General features: G+C 55.7%; 22 protein-coding genes and 2 pseudogenes. 16 read left to right on the top strand and 8 right to left on the bottom strand.

Features of this window, described 5'->3' with window-relative positions:
• Positions 1-59 precede the first annotated feature (59 nt).
• A complete protein-coding gene (locus tag ACR0JR_RS05205; protein WP_480455314.1) occupies positions 60-1,187 on the top strand; it encodes an amidohydrolase in 1,128 nt (375 codons plus the stop codon).
• A 133-nt stretch (positions 1,188-1,320) separates the two neighbouring features.
• On the opposite strand, the gene ACR0JR_RS05200 is transcribed toward ACR0JR_RS05205, so the two are convergent.
• Positions 1,321-2,409: a zinc ABC transporter substrate-binding protein gene (locus tag ACR0JR_RS05200; RefSeq protein ID WP_480455313.1), complete on the bottom strand. Its 1,089-nt coding sequence runs from the start codon at positions 2,407-2,409 to the stop codon at positions 1,321-1,323.
• Between the two features lie 56 nt (positions 2,410-2,465).
• Here ACR0JR_RS05200 and ACR0JR_RS05195 point away from each other — a divergent pair, with 56 nt between their 5' ends.
• The 7 genes from ACR0JR_RS05195 (at position 2,466) to ACR0JR_RS05165 (ending at position 9,779) form a co-directional block, all read left to right on the top strand.
• Positions 2,466-2,978 carry a Fur family transcriptional regulator gene (locus tag ACR0JR_RS05195; protein ID WP_170545968.1) on the top strand — a complete coding sequence of 171 codons (513 nt, stop codon included), beginning with the start codon at positions 2,466-2,468 and terminating at the stop codon, positions 2,976-2,978.
• A 2-nt stretch (positions 2,979-2,980) separates the two neighbouring features.
• Positions 2,981-3,721, top strand: coding sequence for a metal ABC transporter ATP-binding protein (locus ACR0JR_RS05190; RefSeq protein ID WP_480455312.1), 741 nt, complete (start codon positions 2,981-2,983; stop codon positions 3,719-3,721).
• Complete coding sequence (locus ACR0JR_RS05185) at positions 3,721-4,527, top strand: iron chelate uptake ABC transporter family permease subunit (RefSeq protein WP_480455311.1); 807 nt, start codon at positions 3,721-3,723, stop codon at positions 4,525-4,527. The genes ACR0JR_RS05190 and ACR0JR_RS05185 overlap by 1 nt, the downstream gene beginning before the upstream one ends.
• A gap of 207 nt (positions 4,528-4,734) precedes the next feature.
• Positions 4,735-5,985, top strand: a complete 1,251-nt coding sequence (locus tag ACR0JR_RS05180) for a sarcosine oxidase subunit beta family protein (protein ID WP_319544238.1) — start codon at positions 4,735-4,737, stop codon at positions 5,983-5,985.
• Positions 5,986-5,996: 11 nt separating this feature from the next.
• Entirely contained in the window at positions 5,997-6,284 is a 288-nt protein-coding gene (locus tag ACR0JR_RS05175) for a sarcosine oxidase subunit delta (RefSeq protein ID WP_480455310.1), read from the top strand.
• Positions 6,281-9,226, top strand: coding sequence for a sarcosine oxidase subunit alpha family protein (locus ACR0JR_RS05170; RefSeq protein WP_480455309.1), 2,946 nt, complete (start codon positions 6,281-6,283; stop codon positions 9,224-9,226). The genes ACR0JR_RS05175 and ACR0JR_RS05170 overlap by 4 nt, the downstream gene beginning before the upstream one ends.
• On the top strand, positions 9,219-9,779 hold the full coding sequence (locus ACR0JR_RS05165) for a sarcosine oxidase subunit gamma (protein WP_480455308.1): 561 nt from the start codon (positions 9,219-9,221) through the stop codon (positions 9,777-9,779). The genes ACR0JR_RS05170 and ACR0JR_RS05165 overlap by 8 nt, the downstream gene beginning before the upstream one ends.
• A gap of 8 nt (positions 9,780-9,787) precedes the next feature.
• Here ACR0JR_RS05165 and ACR0JR_RS05160 read toward each other — a convergent pair whose 3' ends face one another.
• Complete coding sequence (locus ACR0JR_RS05160) at positions 9,788-10,792, bottom strand: GlxA family transcriptional regulator (protein WP_170545991.1); 1,005 nt, start codon at positions 10,790-10,792, stop codon at positions 9,788-9,790.
• A gap of 138 nt (positions 10,793-10,930) precedes the next feature.
• On the opposite strand from ACR0JR_RS05160, the pseudogene ACR0JR_RS05155 reads away from it, so the two are divergent.
• Positions 10,931-11,531 (top strand): annotated as a pseudogene (locus tag ACR0JR_RS05155) (helix-turn-helix domain-containing protein); the annotation flags it as partial.
• Positions 11,532-11,539: 8 nt separating this feature from the next.
• On the opposite strand, the pseudogene ACR0JR_RS05150 reads toward ACR0JR_RS05155, so the two are convergent.
• Together ACR0JR_RS05150 and ACR0JR_RS05145 are read right to left on the bottom strand one after the other, a co-directional pair.
• Positions 11,540-11,945 (bottom strand): annotated as a pseudogene (locus ACR0JR_RS05150) (transposase); the annotation flags it as partial.
• Between the two features lie 89 nt (positions 11,946-12,034).
• Positions 12,035-13,072 carry a glycosyltransferase family 4 protein gene (locus tag ACR0JR_RS05145; protein WP_480455307.1) on the bottom strand — a complete coding sequence of 346 codons (1,038 nt, stop codon included), beginning with the start codon at positions 13,070-13,072 and terminating at the stop codon, positions 12,035-12,037.
• A 249-nt stretch (positions 13,073-13,321) separates the two neighbouring features.
• On the opposite strand from ACR0JR_RS05145, the gene ACR0JR_RS05140 reads away from it, so the two are divergent.
• Positions 13,322-13,996: an IS6 family transposase gene (locus tag ACR0JR_RS05140; RefSeq protein WP_480455306.1), complete on the top strand. Its 675-nt coding sequence runs from the start codon at positions 13,322-13,324 to the stop codon at positions 13,994-13,996.
• Between the two features lie 140 nt (positions 13,997-14,136).
• On the opposite strand, the gene ACR0JR_RS05135 is transcribed toward ACR0JR_RS05140, so the two are convergent.
• From ACR0JR_RS05135 to ACR0JR_RS05120, 4 genes are read right to left on the bottom strand one after another with little or no spacing between them, the layout of a single operon-like run.
• Complete coding sequence (locus tag ACR0JR_RS05135) at positions 14,137-15,081, bottom strand: ABC transporter substrate-binding protein (protein ID WP_170560619.1); 945 nt, start codon at positions 15,079-15,081, stop codon at positions 14,137-14,139.
• Positions 15,082-15,129: 48 nt separating this feature from the next.
• The gene (locus ACR0JR_RS05130; RefSeq protein WP_170334476.1) at positions 15,130-16,137 is read right to left on the bottom strand and encodes an ABC transporter permease; all 1,008 of its coding nucleotides are present in this window, start codon (positions 16,135-16,137) and stop codon (positions 15,130-15,132) included.
• Entirely contained in the window at positions 16,134-17,660 is a 1,527-nt protein-coding gene (locus tag ACR0JR_RS05125; RefSeq protein ID WP_480455305.1) for a sugar ABC transporter ATP-binding protein, read from the bottom strand. Before ACR0JR_RS05125 ends, ACR0JR_RS05130 begins: the two co-directional genes overlap by 4 nt.
• 41 nt (positions 17,661-17,701) lie before the next feature.
• Positions 17,702-19,255: a UxaA family hydrolase gene (locus ACR0JR_RS05120; RefSeq protein ID WP_480455304.1), complete on the bottom strand. Its 1,554-nt coding sequence runs from the start codon at positions 19,253-19,255 to the stop codon at positions 17,702-17,704.
• A gap of 84 nt (positions 19,256-19,339) precedes the next feature.
• Here ACR0JR_RS05120 and ACR0JR_RS05115 point away from each other — a divergent pair, with 84 nt between their 5' ends.
• From ACR0JR_RS05115 to ACR0JR_RS05090, 6 genes are read left to right on the top strand one after another with little or no spacing between them, the layout of a single operon-like run.
• A complete protein-coding gene (locus tag ACR0JR_RS05115) occupies positions 19,340-20,077 on the top strand; it encodes a GntR family transcriptional regulator (protein WP_480455302.1) in 738 nt (245 codons plus the stop codon).
• A complete protein-coding gene (locus ACR0JR_RS05110; RefSeq protein WP_480455301.1) occupies positions 20,074-21,126 on the top strand; it encodes an aldo/keto reductase in 1,053 nt (350 codons plus the stop codon). The genes ACR0JR_RS05115 and ACR0JR_RS05110 overlap by 4 nt, the downstream gene beginning before the upstream one ends.
• Complete coding sequence (locus tag ACR0JR_RS05105; protein ID WP_480455300.1) at positions 21,116-21,544, top strand: RbsD/FucU family protein; 429 nt, start codon at positions 21,116-21,118, stop codon at positions 21,542-21,544. Before ACR0JR_RS05110 ends, ACR0JR_RS05105 begins: the two co-directional genes overlap by 11 nt.
• Positions 21,541-22,371 (top strand): amidohydrolase family protein, encoded by an 831-nt coding sequence (locus tag ACR0JR_RS05100; RefSeq protein WP_480455299.1) that lies wholly within the window; start codon positions 21,541-21,543, stop codon positions 22,369-22,371. Before ACR0JR_RS05105 ends, ACR0JR_RS05100 begins: the two co-directional genes overlap by 4 nt.
• A 1-nt stretch (position 22,372) precedes the next feature.
• Positions 22,373-23,485: a fumarylacetoacetate hydrolase family protein gene (locus ACR0JR_RS05095; RefSeq protein WP_480455298.1), complete on the top strand. Its 1,113-nt coding sequence runs from the start codon at positions 22,373-22,375 to the stop codon at positions 23,483-23,485.
• A gap of 12 nt (positions 23,486-23,497) precedes the next feature.
• Positions 23,498-25,000, top strand: coding sequence for an aldehyde dehydrogenase (NADP(+)) (locus ACR0JR_RS05090; protein ID WP_480455297.1), 1,503 nt, complete (start codon positions 23,498-23,500; stop codon positions 24,998-25,000).
• Positions 25,001-25,005: the final 5 nt, after the last annotated feature.

Below are 25,005 nucleotides of genomic sequence, written 5' to 3'. Positions count from 1 at the left end.
CAGCGTGATTGGCCAAAACAATGTTCAACCGCTGAGAAATCTATCCAAGAAAGGCCTTCATGATGCTTGACCTCACCCGCTTTCGTCGTGACTTGCACACACACCCTGAGATCGGCTTTGACCTTGTCAGAACACCCCGCCTGATAGGCGAGCAATTGGAACAAGCTGGTCTGGAGGTCACGCGTGGCATAGGTAAGTCCGGCCTTGTTGCGACGCTGCGCCGAGGTCCTGGGGAAACCGCGTTTGGATTTCGCGCCGACATGGACGCGCTGCCAATAGACGAGGCCAATACGTTTGCGCATCGTTCAGAAACCCCAGGCAAGTTCCATGGATGTGGTCATGATGGGCACAGCACAATGCTGTTGGGTGCGGCCCTAAAGCTTGCGGATGACCCGACGCTTAAGCGAACCATACATTTCATATTCCAGCCCGACGAAGAGAACGGAAATGGAGCCGCCGCGATGATTGCGGATGGACTTTTCGACAGATTTCCCATGTCCGCGATTTTTGGACTGCATAATATGCCTGGTATGCCGCTTGGTCATTTTGCAACGCAATCCGGAGCGTTTTGCGCGTTCGAGGACAATTTTGAGATTCAGATTGCTGGCCAAGGCGGTCATGCTTCGATGCCGGACAAAGGAATTGATCCTATCGTGACGGGCTCGGCGATTGTGCTGCAGCTACAATCGATCGTATCTCGGTCGTTACCGGCAAGTGAACATGCGGTCGTTTCTGTCACTGAATTCCTCACAGATGGAGCACGTAATATCCTGCCAAGCAACGTGGTGTTGCGGGGGGATTGCCGTGGCTTTTCCAGCGAGGTGTCTGCCACTATCGAGACCAGAATGCGTGCTATTGTGGAGGGCGTGTGTGCCGCGCAAGGTGCCGCGGCAACGCTAAAATACTCAACATCTTTCAGGCCGCTCAAGAACAACCCTGAAGCCACTGCAACCATCGTCAGTGCTGCGCGCGAGGTAGGTTCGGTAGATGCGGAATTTGGTCAAGTAGGTTTCTCTGAAGATTTTGCCGAGTTTCTGACACACCGCCCCGGCGCGTTCATCCTGATGGGTAACGGACTGGACGGCCCGGCTGCGATGCCCCTGCACAACGCGTCTTATGACTTTAACGACGATGCACTGGATCACGGTGTCGCGTTCTGGGTCAATCTCGCCCATCAGAGCACGTAATTTGATGGCGTCTTTTTAAGAAGCCGCCACCCTTGGCTTGTGCTGTTCGACATCCTGACAATTAACGTATTTGGTTACGCTTGCGGATGTTCAGCCCGACCGCCTATTGGCAACGGCCGGGCTGCTCATTGGATCACAGGCATTCAGCCAGTGAGTTTGCCAAATTGCGAATGACTTGCGGATAAAGCTCAACCCCGGGATCAAGGTCAGAGCCCAGCGGGTCAATTACGGCAGTCTTTGCTTCTGTACCGTCTAAAACAGTTGCAACAATTCCTGGGTTGAATTGCGGCTCAGTCAAAACGCACTCAATACCTTCTTCCTGGATACGCCCCTGAATATCCGAGATACGCGCCGGGCTGGGATCGGTTGCATCGCCAAGAGAAATTGCGCCAGAAGCCCGGAAATCAAAGGCGTCCTCGAAATACTGATAGGCGTCATGGAATACGATAAAACGACCGCCTTGAACTGGCTTCAGTGTTTCAGCTACCTCATCTGACAATGCTGCCATTTCTTCGCGCGCTGCAGCCGCATTTGCAAAATATGCACCAGCGTTGTCAGGATCAGCGGCAGAAAGCTGGGCCGCAATGACATTCAGCCAGATTTCTGCATTCGCCGGTGAAAGCCAGGCATGAGGATCATGCTCGCCGTGCCCGTGATCGTCATGATCAGCATGATCGTCGTGGTCATGATCATCGTGATCCGCATGATCATTGTGATCTTCGCTATCGTGATCATCGTGATCGTCGTGGCCATGATCATTATGTGCGTGCTCTTCTTCATGATCGTGCTCATCATGCTTTTCGTCTTCCGCATGATCATCATCATGACCATGGTCATCGTGATCCCCATGGTCATGTACTTCGAATAATGCGTTCTCACGGAAATCAAGCAGAACCGTTCCATCCGATTCCAGAAGCGTTGTGACCGTGGCACCATCGCTGAGTGTCTCGACAGCGCCTTCCAACCAGGGTGTCAGATCCTCGCCAATCCAGAACACCAGATCAGCCTCTTGCAGCGCAGAGGCTTCCGAGGGACGCAGGTTGTATTCGTGCGGCGATGCGCCCGCTGGGATGACCAGATCAGGTGTTGCAACACCTTCCATAACACGGGCTACCAACGAGTGGACGGGTGCAATGTCGACGGCCACCTTTGGGGCATCCGCCATGGCTGTTCCACCCATTAACGCAGCGGTGATCGATTGTAAGAGCAGCTTTCTGGACATCGGACCCTCAGTGTGATTGTATAACATTGCGAGCGACATACATGATATGGAATAACATGACAAGTGAAGCCACTCCCAATCCTGTTTGCGACGACGCACTTGTTGGGTTTCATAAACACGATCACAAAAATTGCGTTGAGACTGCGCTGACCACAGCCGAAGCTCGGTGCAAAAAAGAAGGGTTGCGACTAACGCCTGTGCGGCGAAAAGTACTTGAGATGTTGCTGCAGGAGCATCGAGCCTTGGGGGCCTATGCCATTCTTGATGCGCTGCGCGAGGAAGGGTTTGGTTCGCAGCCACCAGTGGCTTACCGTGCGCTTGATTTTCTTGTCCAAAATGGATTTGTTCACAAGATCGAACGTTTGAACGCATTTGTCGCGTGTTCTCATCCCGGAGCAGACCATTCGCCGGCGTTCATGATCTGCCGAAAATGTGACGCTGTGGCCGAAGCGCAGTCTGCACCAGCCAAGGGGATACTTGGCGCAGCTGCACGTGCAACGGGTTTTGAAATAGAGCGAACGGTTGTAGAAGCCGAAGGGCTTTGCCCCAGCTGCACTGAAAAGGCGTAGAAATGAGCTTGATCTCCGTTGAGAATCTCAGCGTACGTTACGGCGCGAATACAGTTCTGCGACATGTAGATATGGTTGTCGAGGCCGGAGAGATAGTAACCATCGTCGGTCCCAACGGATCAGGCAAGACCAGCCTGTTGAGGGCCATCATTGGTGCAACAAAACCAACCGCAGGACAGGTTTCATTGAAACCAGGATTGAAAATTGGATATGTGCCTCAAAAACTGCACATCGATCCGACACTGCCAATCTCGGTCGAGAGGTTCATGCGGCTGACCGATCGCGTTTCCAAAGTAGAATGCGAAAAAGCGCTCGAAACTGCCGGGGTGCCAGATCTGCTGAAACGACAGATGTCGCAATTGTCAGGTGGGCAATTTCAGCGCGTGCTGCTGGCGCGGGCCCTGATAAACCAACCAGATGTATTGCTATTGGACGAGGCAACGCAGGGACTCGACCAACCGGGATCGGCTGCGTTTTATCACCAGATCGAAGAAGTCAGGCGCGAAACCGGATGCGCCGTTCTGATGATCAGCCACGAATTGCACGTGGTCATGAGCGCTTCAGATCGCGTGGTCTGCCTGAACGGACACGTGTGTTGCGAAGGCTCCCCCGCTGTGGTGGCCTCGGCCCCGGAATACCGCGCTCTGTTCGGGACCGGAACAGGCGGTGCGTTGGCCTTATATCGGCATGATCATGACCATGATCACGATCACTGTGAAACCTCTCAAGAAGCGGCAGAATAATGCTTGATGATTTTATGACACGCGCAACGCTGGCAGGCGTTGGCGTGGCTTTCGCCGCAGCCCCGCTGGGCTGCTTTGTCGTGTGGCGTCGGATGGCGTATTTCGGAGATGCCACAGCGCATGCCGCAATCTTGGGGATCGCGCTTTCGCTGACATTTCAGTTGTCAGTCTTTACTGGGGCATTGGCGGTTGCGCTTGCGATGGCGCTTACCGTAACACTGTTGTCCGGGCGCGGGTATGCGATGGATACTCTGCTAGGTGTTATGGCGCATTCCGCCCTCGCATTTGGCCTCGTCGCCGTTTCCTTTCTGTCCGGCGTACGAATTGACCTTATGGCCTACCTCTTCGGCGATATCCTTGCCGTATCGCGTACCGATTTGCTTGTAATCTGGGGCGGCGCCGTCCTTGTCGTAGCGCTGATCGCGTGGCGCTGGTCTCACCTACTGACGGCCACGTTAAACGAAGAGCTGGCATATGCCAGCGGCTTCAATCCCAGACGCGAGCAGTTAATCCTGACATTGGCGCTTGCCATAACAGTGGCAGTGGCAATCAAGGTGGTGGGTGTTCTGTTAATCGCTGCGTTGCTGATCATACCTGCTGCAGCGTCTCGAAGTTTGGCGCGATCACCGGAATCGATGGCATTGATCGCCGCCGCTATTGGCGCATTCTCGGCGGTCACTGGTCTAAGGGCGGCCTATATGTTCGATACACCTGCCGGTCCGTCCATCGTCTGTGTGGCCGCAATTTTATTTGCCTGCCTCAGCGTCGTCGGATTGCAAACACGCGACCGATCCAAGCTCAATTAGGTTCGACGCAAGATCTGCGCAGGCGTTTCATTCCATTAGTCATGACAGACATGATGTATCCAGCACCCACATTCGATAGAATTGCCCTAGCGTAAAGAGAACTTAGTCACAGCCTGCCATTCAGGTCTGATTCAGGGCCATAGATGTCGGATTTGAGAGTATCCAATTCACCAAAATAAAGCGATTCTTTGGAAAAAGGTCTGATTCATGCGATATTCCGGTTTCACCGTCATCAAAGAAGCGCTTCGCGGTCACAAAGGATGGAAACCGGCGTGGCGTGATCCCGAACCCAAACAGAAATATGACATTGTCATCATCGGCGGCGGCGGTCACGGTCTGTCGACGGCCCATTACCTTTCCAAAGTGTACGGCTTTCGCAATGTTGCTGTGATCGAGAAAGGCTGGATTGGCGGCGGCAATGTCGGGCGCAATACGACCATCATACGTTCAAATTATCTGCTGGATGGTAATGAACCTTTCTACGAATTCTCATTGAAACTTTGGGAAGGTCTAGAACAGGACCTGAATTACAATGCAATGGTCAGTCAGCGCGGGATTATCAACCTGATCCACTCGGACGCACAGCGCGACGCCTTCACGCGACGCGGCAATGCCATGATCCTAAACGGCGCGGATGCCGAACTGCTGGATGCCGAACAGGTACGCAAGGAGTATCCGTTCCTCAATTTTGACAACGCGCGTTTCCCGATCAAAGGCGGTCTGGCTCAACGACGCGGCGGCACCGTTCGTCACGATGCCGTAGCATGGGGCTATGCGCGCTCGGCGGATAGTCACGGCGTCGATATCATTCAGAATTGCGAAGTCACCGGATTCCGCATCGAAAACGGCACATGCGTGGGCGTTGAAACTTCGAGAGGTTTCATCGGGGCCGGTAAGGTTGGCTGTGCCGTTGCCGGGAATTCGGGGCGTCTGATGGGAATGGCGGGTATGCGACTGCCGATTGAAAGCCACGTGCTGCAAGCGTTTGTCTCCGAGGGTTTGAAGCCGCTCCTGCCGGGCGTCATCACTTTTGGTGCGGGACATTTCTATGTCAGCCAATCCGATAAAGGCGGCTTGGTATTTGGAGGCGATATCGACGGCTACAACTCCTACGCTCAGCGCGGAAACCTGCCAGTAGTTGAAGATGTTTGCGAAGGCGGCATGGCGCTGATGCCAATGATCGGCCGCGCGCGGCTGCTGCGCATGTGGGGCGGGATCATGGATATGTCCATGGACGGGTCGCCCATTATCGACCGCACACATATCGACGGGCTCTATTTCAATGGCGGCTGGTGCTATGGCGGCTTCAAGGCCACTCCTGCATCGGGCCATTGTTTCGCGCATCTGCTGGCAAAGGACGAGCCACACCCAACAGCGACCGCCTATCGCTTTGACCGCTTTCGCACCGGTCGGATGATTGACGAAAAAGGTATGGGCAATCAGCCCAATCTGCACTGAGGAAGCCAAAAATGATCATCCAACATCCATTGCTGGGTCCCCGTGACAGTTCAGAGTTCGTGTATCTGGGCGACGCGTCCTTGATAAACCGTCCCGACTGGCAAGCTCAAAACGCAGTCGAGACATTCTATGATTACGCCTATCTGCGCGACAATCCAGCGGGCGAACACCGTGAGCTGTGGTTTCACGAAGGGGGGGATCGATCCTGGCTCGTCGTGACACGCAATACGGTTACGCATGAGATTTCGAAAGTGGAATTGGCCCGTGATGTAGCCCGGATGCAAGGACGTTCCAAATGACCCAAGTCAACCGGCTCAACGGCGGCCAAATCGACCGCACCAGTACTCTGAATTTCAAATTTGACAACCACAGCTTCACGGCGCATCCGGGAGACACTCTGGCATCCGCCCTTCTAGCCAACGGCGTGCGCCTGATTGGGCGATCATTCAAATACCACCGCCCCCGTGGTATTTTGAGCGCCGGGTCTGAAGAGCCCAACGCCTTGGTTGAACTGCGTACGGAAAATCGCAAAGAACCCAACACACGGGCCACGACGATCGAGATGTTTGACGGGCTCGAAGCGCATTCTCAGAACCGATGGCCAAGCCTCAGGTTTGACGCGATGGCGATCAATGATCGGTTTTCAAATTTTTTGACCGCAGGCTTCTACTACAAAACCTTCATGTGGCCCGCCGCATTCTGGGAGAAGCTCTATGAACCTGTTATCCGCCGGGCTGCAGGGCTGGGCACCATGTCGATGCAGGAAGACCCTGATGAATATGACAAGGGATTTAGGCACTGCGACCTTCTAATTATCGGCGCGGGTCCGGCAGGATTGATGGCAGCGCTGACCGCCGGTCGTGCGGGGTCCGACGTGATACTGGCGGATGAGGATTTTGCCCTCGGTGGTCGTTTGAATAGCGAAACTTACTCGCTGAACGACGACATCGCTGCAAACTGGATTACACAGACGGTGGCGGAGTTGTCCGCGATGCCGAATGTCCGCCTGATGCCGCGCACAACCGTTATCGGTGCTTATGATCATGGAATTTACGGGGCAGTCGAACGGAAAGGCGATCATCTGTCCGCTCCATCCGAGGGCAAACCCCGTCAAATCCTATGGCGCATCTATTCTGGGCGCGCCCTCTTGTGCGCGGGCGCAACCGAGCGCCCGATTGCCTTTGAGAACAATGATCGGCCAGGCATCATGCTAGCCGGAGCGCTGCGCAGTTATGCTAACCGTTTCGCCGCCACCCCCGCGCAACGCGTGGCTATTTTTACCAACAATGACAATGGCCACCGCACCGCAGCCGATCTGCACGCCAAAGGGGTGAAAATCGCGGCCGTTGTTGACATTCGGCCCGAGGCCCCTCTGAACGGTGACTATGAGGTGCTGCGCGGCGCTGAGGTTATCGATACCAAAGGGCGTCTTGGTTTAACTTTCGCCAAAGTCAAATTGGCCGACGGCTCAAACCGCACATTGGATGTTGGTGCGCTTGGTATCTCAGGCGGTTGGAACCCGAATGTGCACCTGACCTGCCACCAACGCGGTCGCCCGGTCTGGAATGAGACCCTGTCTGCCTTTGTCCCCAGCGATACGTTGCCTCCGGGCCTGACAGTCGCCGGAGCCGCAAATGGCATCATGTCCACCCATGGTGCCTTGAAATCCGGTGCCGAAGCCGCCACCCACGCACTTGACTTGAAAAGCGATGCCATCGCGATTCCAACGGCCGAAGATGCTCCGGTCACTCAGACGCCATTCTGGTATGTCCAAGGCTGCTCGCGGGCATGGCTGGATCAACAGAACGACGTAACTGTCAAAGACGTAAAGCTCAGCCATCAGGAAGGCTTCCAGTCGGTCGAGCATCTCAAACGTTACACCACGCTGGGCATGGCAACCGATCAGGGTAAGACTTCGAACATGGGCGGCTTGGCAATTATGGCCGAAATCGCCGGGAAATCCATTCCGCAAGTCGGCACCACTATCTACCGCCCACCCTATACGCCAGTGCCAATAGCAACCTTTGCGGGCCGTATGAGGGGTAAGGAATTTCACCCCACCCGTCTGACACCATCACACCACTGGGCCAAAGAGCGCGGTGCAGTGTTTGTTGAAGTCGGCAACTGGTTGCGCGCTCAATGGTTCCCGTTACCGGGAGAAACGCATTGGCGGCAATCCGTTGACCGCGAAGTGCGCCAGACTCGTGCCTCGGTCGGGGTGTGCGATTGCACCACGCTGGGCAAGATTGATGTACAGGGCACCGATGCAGCGGATTTCCTGAACCGGATCTATTGCAATGGTTTTGCCAAGCTAGCCGTCGGCAAAACCCGCTATGGGCTTATGCTGCGTGAAGATGGCATTGCAATGGATGATGGCACCGCAGCACGACTGGCCGAAGATCATTTTGTGGTTACAACAACGACGGCCAATGCGGTAAAAGTTTACCAGCACATGGAGTTTGTACGGCAATGCCTATTCCCGGACATGGACGTGCAATTGATCTCGACCACCGAAGCCTGGGCACAATACGCTGTTGCTGGCCCGAATTCACGTAAGTTGCTGCAGAAAATAGTGGATCCAGAATTCGATATCTCGAATGACGGTTTCCCCTTTATGGCCTGCGGCAACACTACCGTTTGCGGTGGATTACGTGCTCGTCTGTTCCGGATATCATTCTCGGGTGAATTGGCATTCGAGATCGCGGTCCCATCCCGCTATGGCGATGCCCTCATGCGACGATTGATGGTCGAAGGCGAAGAATTCAACGTGGTGCCCTATGGCACGGAAGCATTGGGCGTTATGCGGATCGAAAAAGGTCATGCGGCGGGCAACGAACTAAATGGAACCACAACCGCACTGAACCTTGGCATGGATCGGATGGTATCAAAGAAGAAAGACAGCATTGGTTCAGTTCTGTCAGAGCGTGAAGGGCTGAACGAGGCTGATGCGTTGAACATGGTCGGCGTCAAACCCGTGAACAGCGCCGATAAGATCACCGCTGGCGCGCATCTCATGGATGCATCCGGTCCGGTCGATGCCGCGCATGATCAGGGCTATGTCACCTCAGCCGCCTTCTCGCCTTCTCTGAACTGCTATATCGGTCTGGGCTTTCTGACGAACGGAAGTGACCGTCATGGCGAGAAGATGCGCCTTGTGTCGCCGCTAACCGATCTGACCGTCGAGGTCGAGATTGTTTCGTCCCATTTTGTCGACCCTGAGGGAGAACGGCTCCGTGCATGATCTTATCGCGTTAACCGCACTTGGTGGAGCGGACCCGGAAACCTGCACCATTGGCAGCGTAACCTGCAGTGAAGTCCCCGATGTTGCGCTGGCTTCGGTCGCGGCGCGCCTGGGGCGTGAAGGCGAAACTCATTCGGCGTTGGCCGCTTTGATCGGGCAGAAGGCACCTGGTATCGGTCAGTTTTCAGGACAAAACCTCATAGCCTTTTGGGCTGGACCCGAACAATGGATTGTCGAGGCTCCCTTCGAAAGTCATGAGGGTCTTGCGGAATTGGTGAAAGATGGCACCAAAGATGCTGCTTCGGTGTCCGAACAGACGGATGCCTGGGCCCGGTTTGATCTAAAAGGTCCCGATGTTCAGTCGGTGCTGGAATTGTTGTGCAATCTGGACTGCAAAAATTTGGCGACAGGCGGCGCAGCACGAACCTCAATTCACCACCTGGCATGCTTCCTCCTGCGCCGGTCAACCGATTTGTTCAGTATATACGCTCCGCGATCTTCAGCCCAATCTCTGCAACATGCGATTGTCACTGCAATGAAATCCGCACTGTGACACGCAGTTCAGCTTGAGGGCAGCGGAGCATTATCCTCAACTCGAAAGCGGTTAATCCGACGGCGGTCCTCGCTTGGGCTCAAGCCGAAGGCTGCGCGATAATGTGTCACTAACGGTGCGACGGAACTATATCCGACTGCTGCCGCAATTTCAGAGATCGGGTCTTTTGTATACACTACCATCTGCCGCGCCGCCTTCATACGCATCGCGCGAAAATAATGGCTGGGGCTTTGTCCGGTGGCCTGCTTGAATGCGCGTTCGATCTGACGCGGAGTGACACCCGTCTGACGCGCGACCTCGGTGATCGAAATCGGCTGACCGACGCTGCCCGCGAACAACTCGATCGATTTGGTAACAAGCGGCGGCAATCTGTCACCGGAATCCGATTGACGGACATTCGGAACCTGTTGTTTTACACTCGTTCCACGCATCATCGGGTGCTGGAACCAGCAAGCCACTTCATGCGCGACCTCACTACCCAATCGATCTTGGATCAGATGCAGGGCCAGATCAAAGGCTGCGGCTGCCCCTGCCGCGGTATAACGATTGGCACCAGATACAATCACCTCGCGCCGAGCCTCGATATCTGGAAACTCGGCCTCAAAAGCAGCCTCATAGCACCAATGTACGGAAACCGGACACCCAGTCATGACCCCTGAGCGGACCAAAGGGAAAACACCACCACTGATACCCCCAAGAACTGCTCCATGTCGCGCGAGCGCGCGCAATGCACCATTGCCCTGCTTTGGGTCCCGGAACCCGGCGACGGGACTGCTGAGCATGAAGAGGATATCGATGGATTGACAATCAGATAGAGGCCGGTCGGCCTCGAACCCGACATTGGCGCTGGACCTGACTTTCTGCCCTGCCTCAGAAACCAGATGCCAGCAAAAAGCCTCCTGTCCCGCTATCTCGTTTGCTGCCCGCAGTGGTTCAATCACCGAGGTCAAACACGCCATCGGAAACCCATCAAACAGCAAAATGCCCAACTCGATTGTTTTTTCAGCCAGCATGATATTTTCACTATCAGGAAATATTGTTGATATGTTTGCCCGTATGGAAGTTGCGATGCACGGTACATGTTTGCAGAAACAGGCAACTCAAGTATAGCAATAGGCTGAATGTCCAGAACAGAAAATCGCGACACCGAAATGCCTACCAATCTGACGCAAAATCCGCATTCCTTTCGGGCAGGCGAACGAGAGAAGGTGTTAGAAGTTGCGATCGGGCGCGAAGTTCGGGCCTTTCGCAAACAGCAAAACATCACTGTTGCCTACTTGGCCCAATTAACCGGTTTGTCGATCGGCATGTTGTCGAAAATCGAAAACGGCAACACCTCTCCTTCATTGACGACCCTGCAATTGCTGGCAGATGCGTTGTCGGTGCCGCTGACAAGTTTTTTCCGACAGTTCGAAGAACGCCGAGAAGCCGTCCACACAAAAGCCGGAGAAGGGGTGGAGCTTGAACGCGAAGGGACACGCGCCAATCACCAATATAACTTACTGGGACACTTGGGTGCGAACGGATCGGGCGTAATCGTGGAGCCGTATTTGATCACGCTCATTGCCAAATCCGACATTTCAACACGGCGGGATCGAAACAATTTACATGCTTGAGGGCGAAGTAGATTATCGCCATGGGGATCAGATCTATCCGCTGAAAGCTGGCGACACCCTGTTTTTCGACGCCGACGCCCCACACGGACCAGAAAGATTGGTGAATCTGCCAGCACGTTATATTTCGATCATCAGTACCCTCAAACAAACTGAACAATGGCATTTTGTGAAAATATCGATGCGTCCTGAGGGCAGTTTCGCTATCAGGCGGCCACGCCCCTTTCTCGCGACCATGCTGATCGCGGTACGGTGTGCCTTCAGACAAGTCGCATCAATCATCATGGTTTTTTTCTTCGCCATGTTCGGCAACTAGGCAAACCATCATTCGGACGCAGATGCACTTCTCACGCCAACGTTTTCAGAGGCTATAGAGCGTTTTGTGCGGACCGTAGGCTTCGGGCGCATCTCTCCACTTTAATCCATTGCGGTTGATGAAGATAATCCCGCCTAGTATCCTTCTACCATCGCCCCATGGCCCGCCGTGCGACTTCGGGTAAAAAGCGGAAAACTTGGCCATCTGCTCATCGGTCACTTGGAAAAGGTCGTTTATATCACCACTCCATTTCCGAGCCGTGAATCATGCAGCGCGTTGAAAATCAATGCATGCGGACCCTAATAGCTTCGGCATAAATCAGGTGGTCAGGAAGCATTTAGTAGTGAGCGATACACTTGAACTATAGCCTTTGCCTCGCTCTCAATTCTAAAATTCTGTTGGACATGGCATCTGGCAACACGGCCTTTGGCCGTTAGTTTGTCGCGGTCTGAAAGCAATTCTCTAAGCGCGTCAGCCAAAGCCTCGGCATTGTCCTTCTCCACCAGCCGTCCTGTCTCACCATCTTCAATTTGGGCATTAAAGGCGCCTACCCCATCGCAAGCAATGGCGGGAACACCTGAAGCCATTGCTTCCAAAGGAGTCAGTCCAAATCCTTCGTGCCGAGCAGGCGCAACAAACAAGTCCAGTGCACGGTATAGTTCGACGAGTTCGCTCCATGGGCGTTCACCTAAGAAGTGCACACGCTCCGCCAAGCCGGCTGATTGCAATTTTGTCTCTTGCTGTTGTTTAAACTCGATAAACTCTTTTGTTGTACGACCTGTGAATACAATTTCGACATTTGGAAACGCAGGCAGCACTTCAATGGCTGCGTCCACCAATAGGTCGACACCTTTTTGGGGGCGAATACGGCCGAAGCAACCAATCAATGTACAGTGAGGAAGTCCAAGTTTGTTTCTTAGAGCTCTTTTATCATCCTCAGGATGGAACAAGTTGGTGTTCACACCATGCATAATGACTGTTGCGGGACGATCTAGGAACGATGCAGCCTGAGGAGTTGTTGCGATCAGTGCATCCATTTTTGATATCAGCCATTTGGTGTAAGCAGAATGATTGCGTTGGGCTGCTGACGTAAAGAGTAGTTTGAAGTTTCGCCGGAAGATCGTTGTCAACACCAAGCCCATCAGCATTTCGGAATTTCGACGCGCGTGCCAGACCCGTTTAACATCGCGAGACAAAAACAATGTTTTCCAGAGCCTTATATGTGGGATGTCCGTTGGAAGACCCGGTCCGGTCGCACAAATGCCGATCATCTCTTTTTGAATTGGCAGTAAGCGGACAATGGTTGTTGTCACCCCCGAAAGACTTCGCTTCAGATTGGGCGCAATGACCTCAAGATTATGCACTCTACGCTCCTGCCTGAATCTGCTTCAGAGATGGTTGCAATATTTTGGGCAATAAAGCGATTCATTAGGTCGATGACAAGAGCGAGCGAGCGGCGCCCCGTATCTATCTGACAAAGCAGTAAAAAGCCCCACAGGACGAGATTTTTTTGTTGGGATGTGTCGCAAACTCTGGGGTCTAGTTGACGAGCCTGTCCAATCTAACGATTGTTCCCGCCGAATAGATTTCGAACAGGTTTCAGTACGAGCTCATTGAAGGGCTGTGATTTCCCCAAGGATGCAGTTTTGTACGCTTTGTACTTCTATCTGCGGTACACGGTGTCCTACCGTGATTTGGAAGAGATCATGGCTGAACGCGGCGTACAGGTGGACCATGCCACTCTCAACAGTTGGGTTGAGAAGTATTCACCGATGATCGCAGCAAGAGCGCAATCGAAGAAACGCCCAACGCTGAGTTCATGGCGAATGGACGAGACCTATATTCGCGTTCGCGGCAAATGGACGCACCTTTATCGGGCCGTCGACAAGGCAGGAAATACCCTTGATTTCATGCTGTCTGAGCGCAGGAACCCTCCAGCGGCAGCCAGGTTCTTTGCCAAAGCTCTGTCGTCAAATGGAATCCCGAGCAAGATCGTCATCGACAAAAGCGGAGCAAACGCGGCTGGCATCAAAGCCATAAACAAGATGCTTAAAGGCTTTGGCTGCCCGATCCCAATCGAAACAGTCAGGTCCAAGTATTTAAACAACCTGATCGAACAGGATCATCGGTTTATCAAGTGTCGTGTACGGCAAATGTGCGGGTTCAAATCGTTCAGTTCCGCTTCGGCCACTCTGGACGGCTTTGAGGTCGCCAACATGATCCGAAAGCAGCAATTCCCGAGCGCTGCGAAATCTGGCTTTCGGCTATTTGCAGAGATCGCAGGATAGGTGTGTCCGGTAAGAGGCTAACTCTTCCCCTCCCAAAAATTTGCGACACATCCCGCCTTGGTATCAATTCACCTGACAATCTGCAGATGGAACTATCCGGCCGGCCCAAAAGGCAGGCCGGACAGTATGAGTGGTTGTGTTTAGTCGTACAGAACGGCCGAGATCTTCGGGTCGTCAATGTTCGAGGCATCGTAGTAGTAGAAGCCTGTATCGATCAGACCTGGAACCTCTTCCCCGTTCAAAGCCGCAACCGCTGCCTTCACCGTCTCATAACCGATGCCCACAGGGTTTTGCGTGATCGCGCCCGCCATCAGACCGCTCTTGATTGCGTCTTTCTGAGCTTTGCCGCTGTCGTAACCGATAATGACCAGACCCTCGGTACCCAGCTCCTGAACGCCATTTACAACACCGATGGCCGAGCCTTCGTTTGTGCCGAAAATGCCGTTCAGATCGGGGTTTGCTGTCAGGATCGCCTTGGTGACTTCGGTCGACTTCAGGTGGTCACCCTGGCCGTACTGAACCGTGACAACTTCGATATCCGGGTACTTCTCGGCCATGCGATTGACGAAGCCGTCGCGACGATCGATGCCTGTGCGGCTGGTCTGGTCATGCGCGACAACTGCGACTTTGCCTTTGCCACCAATTTTCTCGGCCATCTTGTCGGCTGCGAGCCCAGCTGCCGCCAGGTTATCCGTTGTCGCAGTTGAAAGCGGAATGTCACTGTCAACGCCGCTGTCGAAAGCGATGATCGGAATGCCCTTTTCATTGGCCTGCTTCAAAAGCGGAATTGCAGCTTGGCTATCCAGAGCGGCAAAACCAATGGCTTTGGGGTTGTTGGCCAGGGCGGCAGCCAGCATGTCGATCTGGCGGTCGACCATGGTCTCATTATCCGGGCCTTCGAAGGTGATGGTAACATCAAATTCGTCAGCCGCCTGTTCCGCACCCGACTTCACCGCCTGCCAGAACTGGTGCTGGAAACCTTTCGAAACCAGTGGGATGTAAACTTCTTCGGCTGCCGCCATCGAGGCGGGTCCTGCCAGGGTGGCCGCACTCAGCGCCCCCAGAATAAAACGACGTGAAAACATGTTTTTCTCCTCCAGTTGGTCGTTCTGATTATTGATTTAGATGCTTGTTCATCCCGATTTCTTGCGCCGTGCCATATCGGCATAGACGGCCAGGATGATGATTGCGCCGGTCACAACGGTCTGCCATTCCTGCGCGACGGACAGCACACGCAAGCCATTCGTCAACACGGCCATTATCAAGGCACCGATGAGCGTACCCAGGATCGTCCCGCGCCCGCCGGACAGCGAAGTCCCTCCGATCACCACGGCGGCGATCGCCTCCAGTTCGTATCCAAGTCCCAATGCTGGTTGCGCGGAATTCAGACGCGAGGCGATCAAGATGCCGGCGATGCCGCAGATCGCGCCGGCTAGCGCGTAAATGCGCATCTTCCACATGTCGGTGTTTACGCCGGACAGACGCACTGCTTCCTCATTGGAACCAAGCGCAAAGGTGTACCGGCCCAGAACCGTGCGCCCCAGAATGTATGAGGCTGCGATAGCCACAAGGAACAGGATCAGCACACCATTGGGGATAGGCAGAGACGGAAAAACCTCGCCGATCAGTGACCCGCGCGAAATTTGGTCAAAGCCCGGCGTGTCGTTGAAATAGATCGGCCTTGTGCCCGAGATCACCAGCGACATACCCTTGAGGATTAGCATCATGCCCAAAGTCGCAATGAAGGGCGGGATCTTCATCTTGGCCACAAACGTACCCGAGCACAGACCGCAAAGCGCCCCCGCCGCGATGGCCGCTGCGACACCCAACAGCAAGGGCATCCCCAGATAGGTCAGAACAACGCCCGCGATCACCGCACAGAAGGTCATCAATGTGCCCAGCGATAGGTCGATCCCGCCGGTGATGATGATCAGCGTCGCAGCCACCGCCAGCACCCCGTTGACCGAGGTCGCCTGCAAAATCGCGATCATGTTCGAGGTCTGCATGAAATTCGGCGACGCGATCGAGAAGCCGATCAGCAGGGCGATCAAACTCGCGAACGCCAGCAGTTTTTGGTAGGCACCGCTTTCCGACAGACCCGCGAGGGGTTTCTTCTTGTCGATATCCGTAGCTGTGGTCATTGGACTGTCCCTGTTACCTGCATCGCCGCCGCGCGCTGCGTGGCCAGATGCATGATGTCTTCTTGAGTGGTGTCTTTTCCGCCGGGTAGAATGCCGGTCAGTCGGCCTTCGCACATCACGGCGATGCGATGGCTGAGGCGCATGATTTCGGGCAGTTCCGATGAGATCACGATGATCGTCTTGCCTTGCCCCGCCAGGTCTTCCAGTAGTCTGTAGATCTCGGATTTAGCGCCGACGTCGATACCCCGCGTGGGTTCGTCAAAAATCAGGATATCGCAGTCGCGGAGCAGCCATTTGGCGATGACCACCTTCTGCTGATTACCGCCTGACAGCAGTCGTACCTCCTGAACGTCAGATGGCGTTCTAATGCCCAACTGCTTAATGTAGCTTTTGGCGGTGTCGCTGATTTCACTATCGTGCAGAACCCCGCCTGCGCCGGTGAATAGGTCCATCGAGGCAAGCGCGATGTTGTCGCGTACGTTCATGCCAGTGGCGAGACCGAAGTGCTTTCGATCTTCTGAAAGATATCCAATCCCCGCTTTGACGGCGTCAGTGGGTGATTTGATCGACACCACCTGACCATGTACCCGGATTTCGCCGCTATCCTTGGGATCGGCCCCGAAGATAGCACGTGCAACCTCTGTACGACCTGCGCCCATCAGACCGGCAAAGCCCAGAATTTCGCCCTTTTGGACCGAGAAGCTCACATCCTGAATTTCGCTACTCCGGCTCAGCCCGGTGACCTGCAGAGACATCTCAGCATCACCCAGATCGGGCACGTCCAGCGGTTCTTCTTTGACCTCGCGGCCGACCATCATGGCGATGATCTGGCTGATCAGGGTTTCATCTGCCCCAACTGTTCCGACATATTCCCCATCGCGCATGACCGTCACGCGATCCGAGATCTGCTTGAGCTCGTCCATCTTGTGGCTGATGTACACGATGCCCACGCCCTCGGCCTTGAGGCGGCGAATGATCACGAACAACTCGGCAATCTCGGCGTCATTCAGGGCGGCTGTGGGCTCGTCCATGATCAGCACTTTGGATCGGAACGACAAAGCCTTGGCGATTTCGACCATCTGCTGTTTCGCAATGGTCAAGCTGCCCACCAATGCCTTGGGATCAAGACTGAGGTTCATCGAAGCAAAGATTTCGGCGGTCTGCGCATTCAGCGCGGCCTCGTCCAAACGCCCAAAGCTTTTACGCGGTTCACGCCCGATAAAGATGTTCTGGGCGACGGTGAGGTCGTTCATCAGGCTCAGTTCCTGATGGATGATCCCGATGCCCAGATCCTGCGCTTCGCGGGGGGTTGTCGGGCTGACTTCGCGCCCTTCGATCTTCAGCGTTCCACCATCGCGCTGATAGATACCCGAAAGGATCTTCATCAGCGTGCTTTTCCCGGCCCCGTTTTCACCCATCAGCGCGTGAACTTCGCCCAGTTCAAGATCGAACTGCACGGATTTCAGCGCGTGCACGCCGGGGAAGAACTTATCAATCCCCGTCATTTCGACCAATTTATTCATTTTCCCTCCCATGTGCCCCTCTCCCTTGGGCCCAACGCGGATCACATCACCGCGCCGATTTGCCAGGGGACAAATTCAACGCCCCCAAAGCCAAGTTCCTCGCTTTTGGTTTTTTGGCCCGACGCAACACGGATGAGCATTTCAAACAGCTCTTCGCCCTTTGCCTCGATGCTGATCCCATCAGTCACGATGTCTCCGCAGTTCAGGTCCATGTCGTCGGCCATGCGGGCATACATCTCGGAATTTGTGGCCAGCTTGATACAGGGCGTCGGCTTATACCCCGAAACCGAGCCGCGCCCGGTAGTGAATACGACCAGGTTTGAACCCGACGCCACCTGCCCGGTGACGGAACATGGATCGAACCCCGGGCTGTCCATGAAGACGAACCCGTGCTTGTCGACCATCTCACCGAATTTGTATACATCGCGCAGAGGGGCTGTACCTCCTTTGGCAACGGCTCCCAGCGATTTTTCCAGAATGGTCGTGAGGCCACCGCGCTTGTTGCCGGGGCTTGGGTTGTTGTCCATCTCACCGCCGTTGCGGGCGGTGTAATCCTCCCACCAGTGAATGCGTTCGATCAGCTTTTCGCCAACCTCGACCGTTTCGGCCCGCCGCGTCAGCAAGTGTTCAGCGCCGTAGATTTCCGAGGTTTCCGACAGGATCGTCGTGCCCCCGTGGCGCACCAGCAGATCCGAGGCATATCCCAAAGCCGGGTTCGCCGTGATCCCTGAATACCCGTCAGAGCCGCCGCATTGCATGCCGACCGTAATGGCACTGATCGAAGCGGGGGCGCGTTCGACCTGATTGGCCAACTCCGCGATGCCACGCAGCTCTTCCAGCCCACGTTCGATGGTACGCCGCGTTCCGCCCTCGTTCTGAATGGTCATGTAACGTAAGGCACCGTCAGCGCGGATTGGACGACCGCCAACAAGGTCTGCAACCTGCATAACCTCACACCCCAGACCAATCAGCAGGATACCCCCGAAATTCGGATGCTGTGCGTACCCGGACAGGGTGCGGAACAGGGTGGCATAACCCTCATCCTTGCTGGACATTCCGCAGCCGGTCCCATGCACAATCGGAACCACACCGTCCACATTCGGAAAGCTGTCCAGCAGCCCGGATTTTTCCGCCGCCTCTGCGATGAAACGTGCCACGGACCCCGAACAATTCACGGTTGTCAGAATGCCAATATAGTTTCGGGTTCCCACATTACCGTCGGTGCGATGGTATCCGTCGAATGTCCGGTCTTCAGTCAGCGCGGGCAGTGGCGCGTTCGCGCTGGCATGTGCGTAGTCTTGCTGATGCGCCCCCATGCCAAGGTTGTGCACGTGGATATGTTCACCCGGTGCGATATCACATTTAGCCTGCCCGATAATCTGGCCATAGCGAACAACGTTTTCGCCGGCCTGGATTGATGACACCGCAATCTTGTGACCGCGGGTGACAGACGCGGTCAAGGGCACCGGAACATGCACCGGATGTTCGCCCGCCTGCAGGTCGCGCAAAGCAATGACGATATTGTCCTGCGGATTAAGCTTCACGACGTCGCGCGTCGCCTCTTCCAAAACATCTATGCCGCCGTGTGCTTGCATCTGTTCCCCGCTTGCTTGGCCAATGTTGCTAAATCCAAAATCACTACTTGTCAACTAACATGTTAGAATGCTAAGTTGCTTAACATGAGCAAACACCAAGATATTGATGCCGCGCTGCTGCCTGAGATCACGACTATCGAAGGGCCGCTGACTCAACGGGTTCACCAATCATTAAAGCAGGCGATTCTCTCGCTTGATTTCCCACCCGGAGCGAATCTCCGGAAAGCTCCCGTATGCGAACGATTGGGCGTATCTCGTGCGCCTGTTGCCGACGCCATCGCGCGTCTGGCCTCTGAAGGGCTGGTGGATGTAGTGCCACAATCTGGCACCCGCGTGTCTTACTTTTCGATGGACGAAATCCGTGAAGGTGCTTTCCTGCGCGAGGCGCTTGAGCTTGCAACTGTTGCGAAGGTTGCGCGCGATCTGACCGAAGATCAGCGCAAGCGGTTGAGCCGCAACATGCGCCTGCAAGAGCTGCTGATCGAGGATGAGGACATCCCCGGATTCTACCAGGCAGACGAAGAATTCCACGGTCTGCTGATGGAGTTTACCGGTTTCCGCCGTCTCGCGGATGTCGCCCAGACCGTTTCGCTACAAGTCAGCCGCGCCCGAATGCTGTTGCTGCCCACCCCCGGTCGGATCGCTGAAACACTGGCAGAGCACAGAGCTATTTTCGAGGCAATCAGCAATCGCGATGAACAGGCTGCGCAGGACGCTATGCGTACTCACCTTGGGCAGTTGATGCCGCGCATCGAACAACTTGAAAAGCAAAACCCCGAATTGTTCAACCTCACCCCACAGCTGAATAGCGAGGCAGGATGACCGTTTCCCAGACAGAACTACTGAATAACCGGACCAAACGGCCCGTTCCCCTGACCCGCATGGGGTTCGGCGGGGCGCCGTTGGGCAATCTGTACCGCAAAGTCTCAGACGAGGACGCGCAGGCAGCACTGCAGGCCGCTTACGACGCAGGCATCCGGTTTTTTGACACCGCGCCGCAATACGGGCTTGGTCGGTCGGAGCACCGGTTCGGACAGGCGATAGGCCAGTTTGGCCGCGAGAACATTCAACTTTCGACCAAGATCGGTCGCCTTTTACTGGATTGCGAACCGCATGAGGTGACACCTGAAGCCTTTGTCGATGTCCCGCAGAAAAGGATCGTCTTCGACTATACCTATGACGGGGTCATGCGGTCTTACGAGGCCAGCCGCGACAGGATCGGTGTAGCCAACTCAGACATTCTTCTGGTCCATGACGTCTGCGTCTTCAGCCAGGGCAGTCAGGAAATGTCGGACGCCAAGGTGCGCGAGCTTTTTGATGGCGGGGGATACAAAGCGCTAACCGAACTGCGCGATGCAGGTGAGATCGCCGCAATCGGCGCGGGTGTAAACGAATGGCAAGTCTGCGAAAGGCTGCTTGGGCTGGGGGACTTTGATGGCTTCCTGCTGGCTGGGCGCTATACGCTGCTGGAACAGGAAGCCCTCGACAGTTTCCTGCCACTTTGTGAGCAGCGCGATGTCGGGATCATCCTTGGGGGGCCTTACAATTCAGGCATTCTCGCCACTGGAGCTGTACCCGGCGCCAAGTACAATTATGCAGACGCACCAGAAGACATTTTGGAACGGGTCCGTAAGATCGAAGCGGTTTGCGCGGCCCACAACACTCCGCTGATAGCGGCGGCGCTGCAATTTGTTCTGGGTCATCCCTGCGTCAAAACAGTGGTGCCCGGGGCCGTCAACGCATCCGAGGTGCAGTCCAATGTAGCATTGATGGAGCGCGACATTCCTCTGGGTCTGTGGTCGGACCTGCGATCCGAAGGCCTGATCCGACTCGACGCACCTCTGCCAAGTGAGGCTGCAGATGCTGCGTAACATCAACCCGATCCTGTCGCCGGAGCTTCTGTATACCCTCAGGACCATGGGCCACGGGGATGAAATCGTCATCGCAGATGCAAACTTCCCAGGCACCAGCAGCGGGCCGGGCTGCATCCGGGCGGATGGATCTTCAGCCAGTGAAGTGTTGCAAGCTGTGTTGTCGGTGATGCCGTTGGACACATTCGTTTCTGATCCGGCGTTGACCATGCAGGTTGTCGGCGACCCAGAGGCAGTTCCAGACGCCGTCGCAGACTTTCAGCGCATCATTGACTCCACCGCCGACAACCCCGCCAAGGCGCAGGGCTTAGAACGGTTTGCATTCTACGACCGTGCTGCCAACGCTTTTGCTATCGTTCAGACCGGCGAACGCAGGCTTTATGGCAACATCATCCTGAAAAAGGGTGTGATCGAATGAGGATCGACGCACATCAGCATTTCTGGGCTTTGGCGCGTGGCGATTATGGCTGGCTGACGCCCGATCTGAGTACGATCTACCGAGATTTCACACCGGACGATCTAATGCCCCTGCTTAAGGCTGCCGGGATCGACGGCACAGTCCTTGTCCAGGCGGCGCCCACTGTGGCTGAGACGGAATACATGCTCTCGCTGGCCGACCAGAATACGTTCATCAAAGGTGTTGTCGGCTGGGTTGATCTTGAAGCCGATGATGTGGGCGTGCAGATTGCCGCTATGGCCGCCCATCCGGCACTGGTCGGTCTCCGTCCGATGATACAAGACATTGCTGACCCTTTGTGGATGCTCGGCGACACGCTGTCTCCGGCCTTCGAGGCAGTTCGACGGCACGACCTGACATTCGATGCATTGACCTTTCCCCAACATCTGGGCCCGCTCAGGCAACTTCTTGAACGCCACTCCGATATGCGTACTGTCATCGACCATGGGTCAAAACCCTTGATCAAAGACGCGCTCTTGGATGATTGGTCCGACAACATGTCCGCCTTGGCCCGAGATACCAGTGCATGGTGCAAGCTGTCCGGTCTTGTGACGGAAGCTGCTGCAGACTGGACGATCGAAGACCTGCGCCCCTATGTGGATCACCTGCTGAACACCTTCGGCCCGTCGCGCCTGATCTGGGGCAGCGACTGGCCGGTTTGCACTTTGGCCAGCAGCTACGAACGCTGGTGTGAAACCACCGACACTCTGCTGAACCAGCTGAGCGACGCAGAACGCCAGGCGATCATGGGTGGTAACGCTGCCCGTGCCTATAACCTCAGGGATTGAAATGACCATACCTACATTGGAAGCAAACGGGCTGTGGCTCGGACGTCTTGAGCGTGCTGAGGTCGGACCCAGCGTGGTCACACTGCGCAGTGGGCGGGTTGTCGATATTACATCAAAAGCGGCACCAACCGTCCGGGATATTCTAGAGCGCGACGATGCCGCGGATTTTGTGCGCAACGTACAAGGTGAAAATATCGGGCCTTTGGACGCCGACCACCAGTGGCTCGCGCCATGTGATCTGCAAGCGGTTAAGGCCTGTGGCGTTACATTTGCAGGCTCCATGGTCGAGCGCGTGATCGAGGAACAGGCCGCAGGCGATCCTGCCAAAGCCGACACGATCCGGGCGCGCATCGGAGATCGGATCGGAGGCAGCCTCTCGAACATCGTACCAGGATCGGACGCCGCCGCAGATGTCAAAGAAGCGCTGATAGCAGAAGGTCTCTGGAGCCAGTATCTGGAAGTCGGGATCGGCCCCGATGCCGAGGTATTCTCAAAGGCGCAGGTCCTGTCATCAGTCGGCTTCGGTGCAGATATCGGGCTGCACCCGATTTCGACCTGGAACAACCCCGAGCCCGAAGTTGTTCTGGTCGTGACATCACAAGGTCAGATCAAGGGTGCGACACTAGGGAACGATGTCAACCTACGCGACGTTGAAGGGCGCTCAGCCCTGTTGCTGAGCAAAGCCAAGGACAACAACGCCTCCTGCGCGATTGGACCGATGATCCGGTTGTTCGATAACGGGTTCACTCTGGACGATGTACGCCAAGCCGAACTGACGCTGACCGTCACCGGACCGGATGGATTTGTCCTAAACGGCAGTTCGTCCATGTCGCAGATCAGCCGCGATCCTGCCGATCTTGTGAAGCAGACAATCGGACGCCACCACCAATATCCTGACGGACTGATGCTGTTTCTCGGCACGCTCTTCGCCCCGACCCAAGATCGGGATAAACCGGGTGGCGGGTTCACGCACAAACTTGGTGACGTTGTCACCATCGCCAATGACCAGCTTGGAGCGCTGACAAACACCGTGCGCCTATCGACCGAATGCGCCGAATGGACCTTCGGGGCGTCACACCTGATGCGAAACCTCGCCCATCGCGGCTTGTTGTAAGAGAGAATGAACATGTTGACTGGAAAACATCTGATCGCAGGCGAATGGCTTAGCGCAGACACAACTTTTGCGTCGGAACCCGCGCACGGACCAAGCCATGAATTTTCTGTCGGGACAGCAGCATTGGTCGACAGCGCGGTGGAAGCGGCCGAGGCGGCGTTTGCCACTTTCGGCTGGTCTTCTCGCACCGAGCGTGCCACGCTGCTGCGTAAAATCGCGGATGAGATTGACGCACGCGGGGATGACATCACCGAGATTGGCACTCAGGAAACCGGCTTGCCCGAGGCGCGCCTACAGGGGGAACGTGGCCGTACGGTCGGCCAGCTGCGCCTCTTTGCCGATCACATCGAAACGGGTGATTATCTGGACATGCGCCATGACCCGGCAATGCCGGATCGCGCACCCTTGCCCCGCTCCGACTTGCGCATGATCCAGCGCCCGCTGGGTCCTGTTGCGGTGTTCGGCGCGTCGAACTTCCCATTGGCCTTTTCGGTTGCTGGGGGTGATACCGCCGCAGCACTGGCCGCAGGATGCCCCGTTGTCGTCAAAGGCCATTCAGCCCATCCCGGCACGGGCGAGATCGTGGCGCAGGCCATCGACGCCGCCATCAAGGCGACCGGGGTTCATCCCGGAGTGTTTTCACTGGTTCAAGGTGGCAAACGGGATGTCGGCACGCGCCTGGTGCAACATCCTCTGATCCGGGCGGTGGGTTTTACCGGCAGTCTGGCGGGCGGGCGGGCCCTGTTTGACTTGTGCGCGCAACGGGATGAACCCATTCCGTTCTTTGGCGAATTGGGTTCGGTCAATCCAATGTTCATCTTGCCACAAGCCGCTGCCGCGCGTGGGGCCGAGATCGGGACGGGCTGGTCAGCGTCGCTGACCATGGGTGCTGGCCAGTTCTGCACGAATCCCGGTATTGCCGTGATCGTTGACGGACCCGATGCCGAGGCGTTTCAGGCAGCAACTGAGACCGGCCTATCTTCCGTAGCCGAACAGACCATGCTGACCGATGGAATTGCGGCAGCGTATCGGGACGGCTTTTCGCGGGTCGCCGCCGGAACAGGCGTTTCCAAGATCATAGGCACCAGTTGCGAGATACGCGATGCTGCCCCTTACCTGTTCGCAGTTTCCGGCGATGACTGGCTGGCCGATCACAAGCTGCAGGAAGAGGTTTTCGGACCGTTGGGTATTATCGTTCGCGTGAAAGACGCCTCACAAATGCAACAGATCGCGCGCGCCATCGAAGGGCAGCTAACCTGTACCCTGCATCTGGACGCAGGCGACAAACCAGAGGCTCAGGCGCTGCTTCCGCTGCTTGAACGAAAGGCGGGGCGCCTACTGGCCAACAGTTTCCCGACCGGCGTTGAAGTGTGCGACAGCATGGTTCACGGCGGTCCCTACCCCGCCTCAACCAACTTTGGCGCAACATCCGTGGGCACATTGTCGATCCGCCGTTTCTTGCGGCCGGTTTGCTATCAGGACATTCCAACCGACCTTTTGCCCGAGAAACTGTGAGGCAA

Source organism: Ruegeria sp. AA3 (assembly GCF_056542905.1).
The sequence above is the reverse complement of the archived record's forward strand: the minus strand, read 5'-3'. Positions and strand labels throughout refer to the sequence as shown.

Excerpts from the sequence above, each read along its gene's own strand:
- ACR0JR_RS05205 (WP_480455314.1), top strand. The coding sequence starts at position 60 with ATGATGCTTGACCTCACCCGCTTTCGTCGTGACTTGCACACACACCCT.
- ACR0JR_RS05200 (WP_480455313.1), bottom strand. The coding sequence starts at position 2,409 with ATGTCCAGAAAGCTGCTCTTACAATCGATCACCGCTGCGTTAATGGGT.
- ACR0JR_RS05195 (WP_170545968.1), top strand. The coding sequence starts at position 2,466 with ATGACAAGTGAAGCCACTCCCAATCCTGTTTGCGACGACGCACTTGTT.
- ACR0JR_RS05190 (WP_480455312.1), top strand. The coding sequence starts at position 2,981 with ATGAGCTTGATCTCCGTTGAGAATCTCAGCGTACGTTACGGCGCGAAT.
- ACR0JR_RS05185 (WP_480455311.1), top strand. The coding sequence starts at position 3,721 with ATGCTTGATGATTTTATGACACGCGCAACGCTGGCAGGCGTTGGCGTG.
- ACR0JR_RS05180 (WP_319544238.1), top strand. The coding sequence starts at position 4,735 with ATGCGATATTCCGGTTTCACCGTCATCAAAGAAGCGCTTCGCGGTCAC.
- ACR0JR_RS05175 (WP_480455310.1), top strand. The coding sequence starts at position 5,997 with ATGATCATCCAACATCCATTGCTGGGTCCCCGTGACAGTTCAGAGTTC.
- ACR0JR_RS05170 (WP_480455309.1), top strand. The coding sequence starts at position 6,281 with ATGACCCAAGTCAACCGGCTCAACGGCGGCCAAATCGACCGCACCAGT.
- ACR0JR_RS05160 (WP_170545991.1), bottom strand. The coding sequence starts at position 10,792 with ATGCTGGCTGAAAAAACAATCGAGTTGGGCATTTTGCTGTTTGATGGG.
- ACR0JR_RS05135 (WP_170560619.1), bottom strand. The coding sequence starts at position 15,081 with ATGTTTTCACGTCGTTTTATTCTGGGGGCGCTGAGTGCGGCCACCCTG.
- ACR0JR_RS05130 (WP_170334476.1), bottom strand. The coding sequence starts at position 16,137 with ATGACCACAGCTACGGATATCGACAAGAAGAAACCCCTCGCGGGTCTG.
- ACR0JR_RS05125 (WP_480455305.1), bottom strand. The coding sequence starts at position 17,660 with ATGAATAAATTGGTCGAAATGACGGGGATTGATAAGTTCTTCCCCGGC.
- ACR0JR_RS05120 (WP_480455304.1), bottom strand. The coding sequence starts at position 19,255 with ATGCAAGCACACGGCGGCATAGATGTTTTGGAAGAGGCGACGCGCGAC.
- ACR0JR_RS05115 (WP_480455302.1), top strand. The coding sequence starts at position 19,340 with ATGAGCAAACACCAAGATATTGATGCCGCGCTGCTGCCTGAGATCACG.
- ACR0JR_RS05110 (WP_480455301.1), top strand. The coding sequence starts at position 20,074 with ATGACCGTTTCCCAGACAGAACTACTGAATAACCGGACCAAACGGCCC.
- ACR0JR_RS05105 (WP_480455300.1), top strand. The coding sequence starts at position 21,116 with ATGCTGCGTAACATCAACCCGATCCTGTCGCCGGAGCTTCTGTATACC.
- ACR0JR_RS05100 (WP_480455299.1), top strand. The coding sequence starts at position 21,541 with ATGAGGATCGACGCACATCAGCATTTCTGGGCTTTGGCGCGTGGCGAT.
- ACR0JR_RS05095 (WP_480455298.1), top strand. The coding sequence starts at position 22,373 with ATGACCATACCTACATTGGAAGCAAACGGGCTGTGGCTCGGACGTCTT.
- ACR0JR_RS05090 (WP_480455297.1), top strand. The coding sequence starts at position 23,498 with ATGTTGACTGGAAAACATCTGATCGCAGGCGAATGGCTTAGCGCAGAC.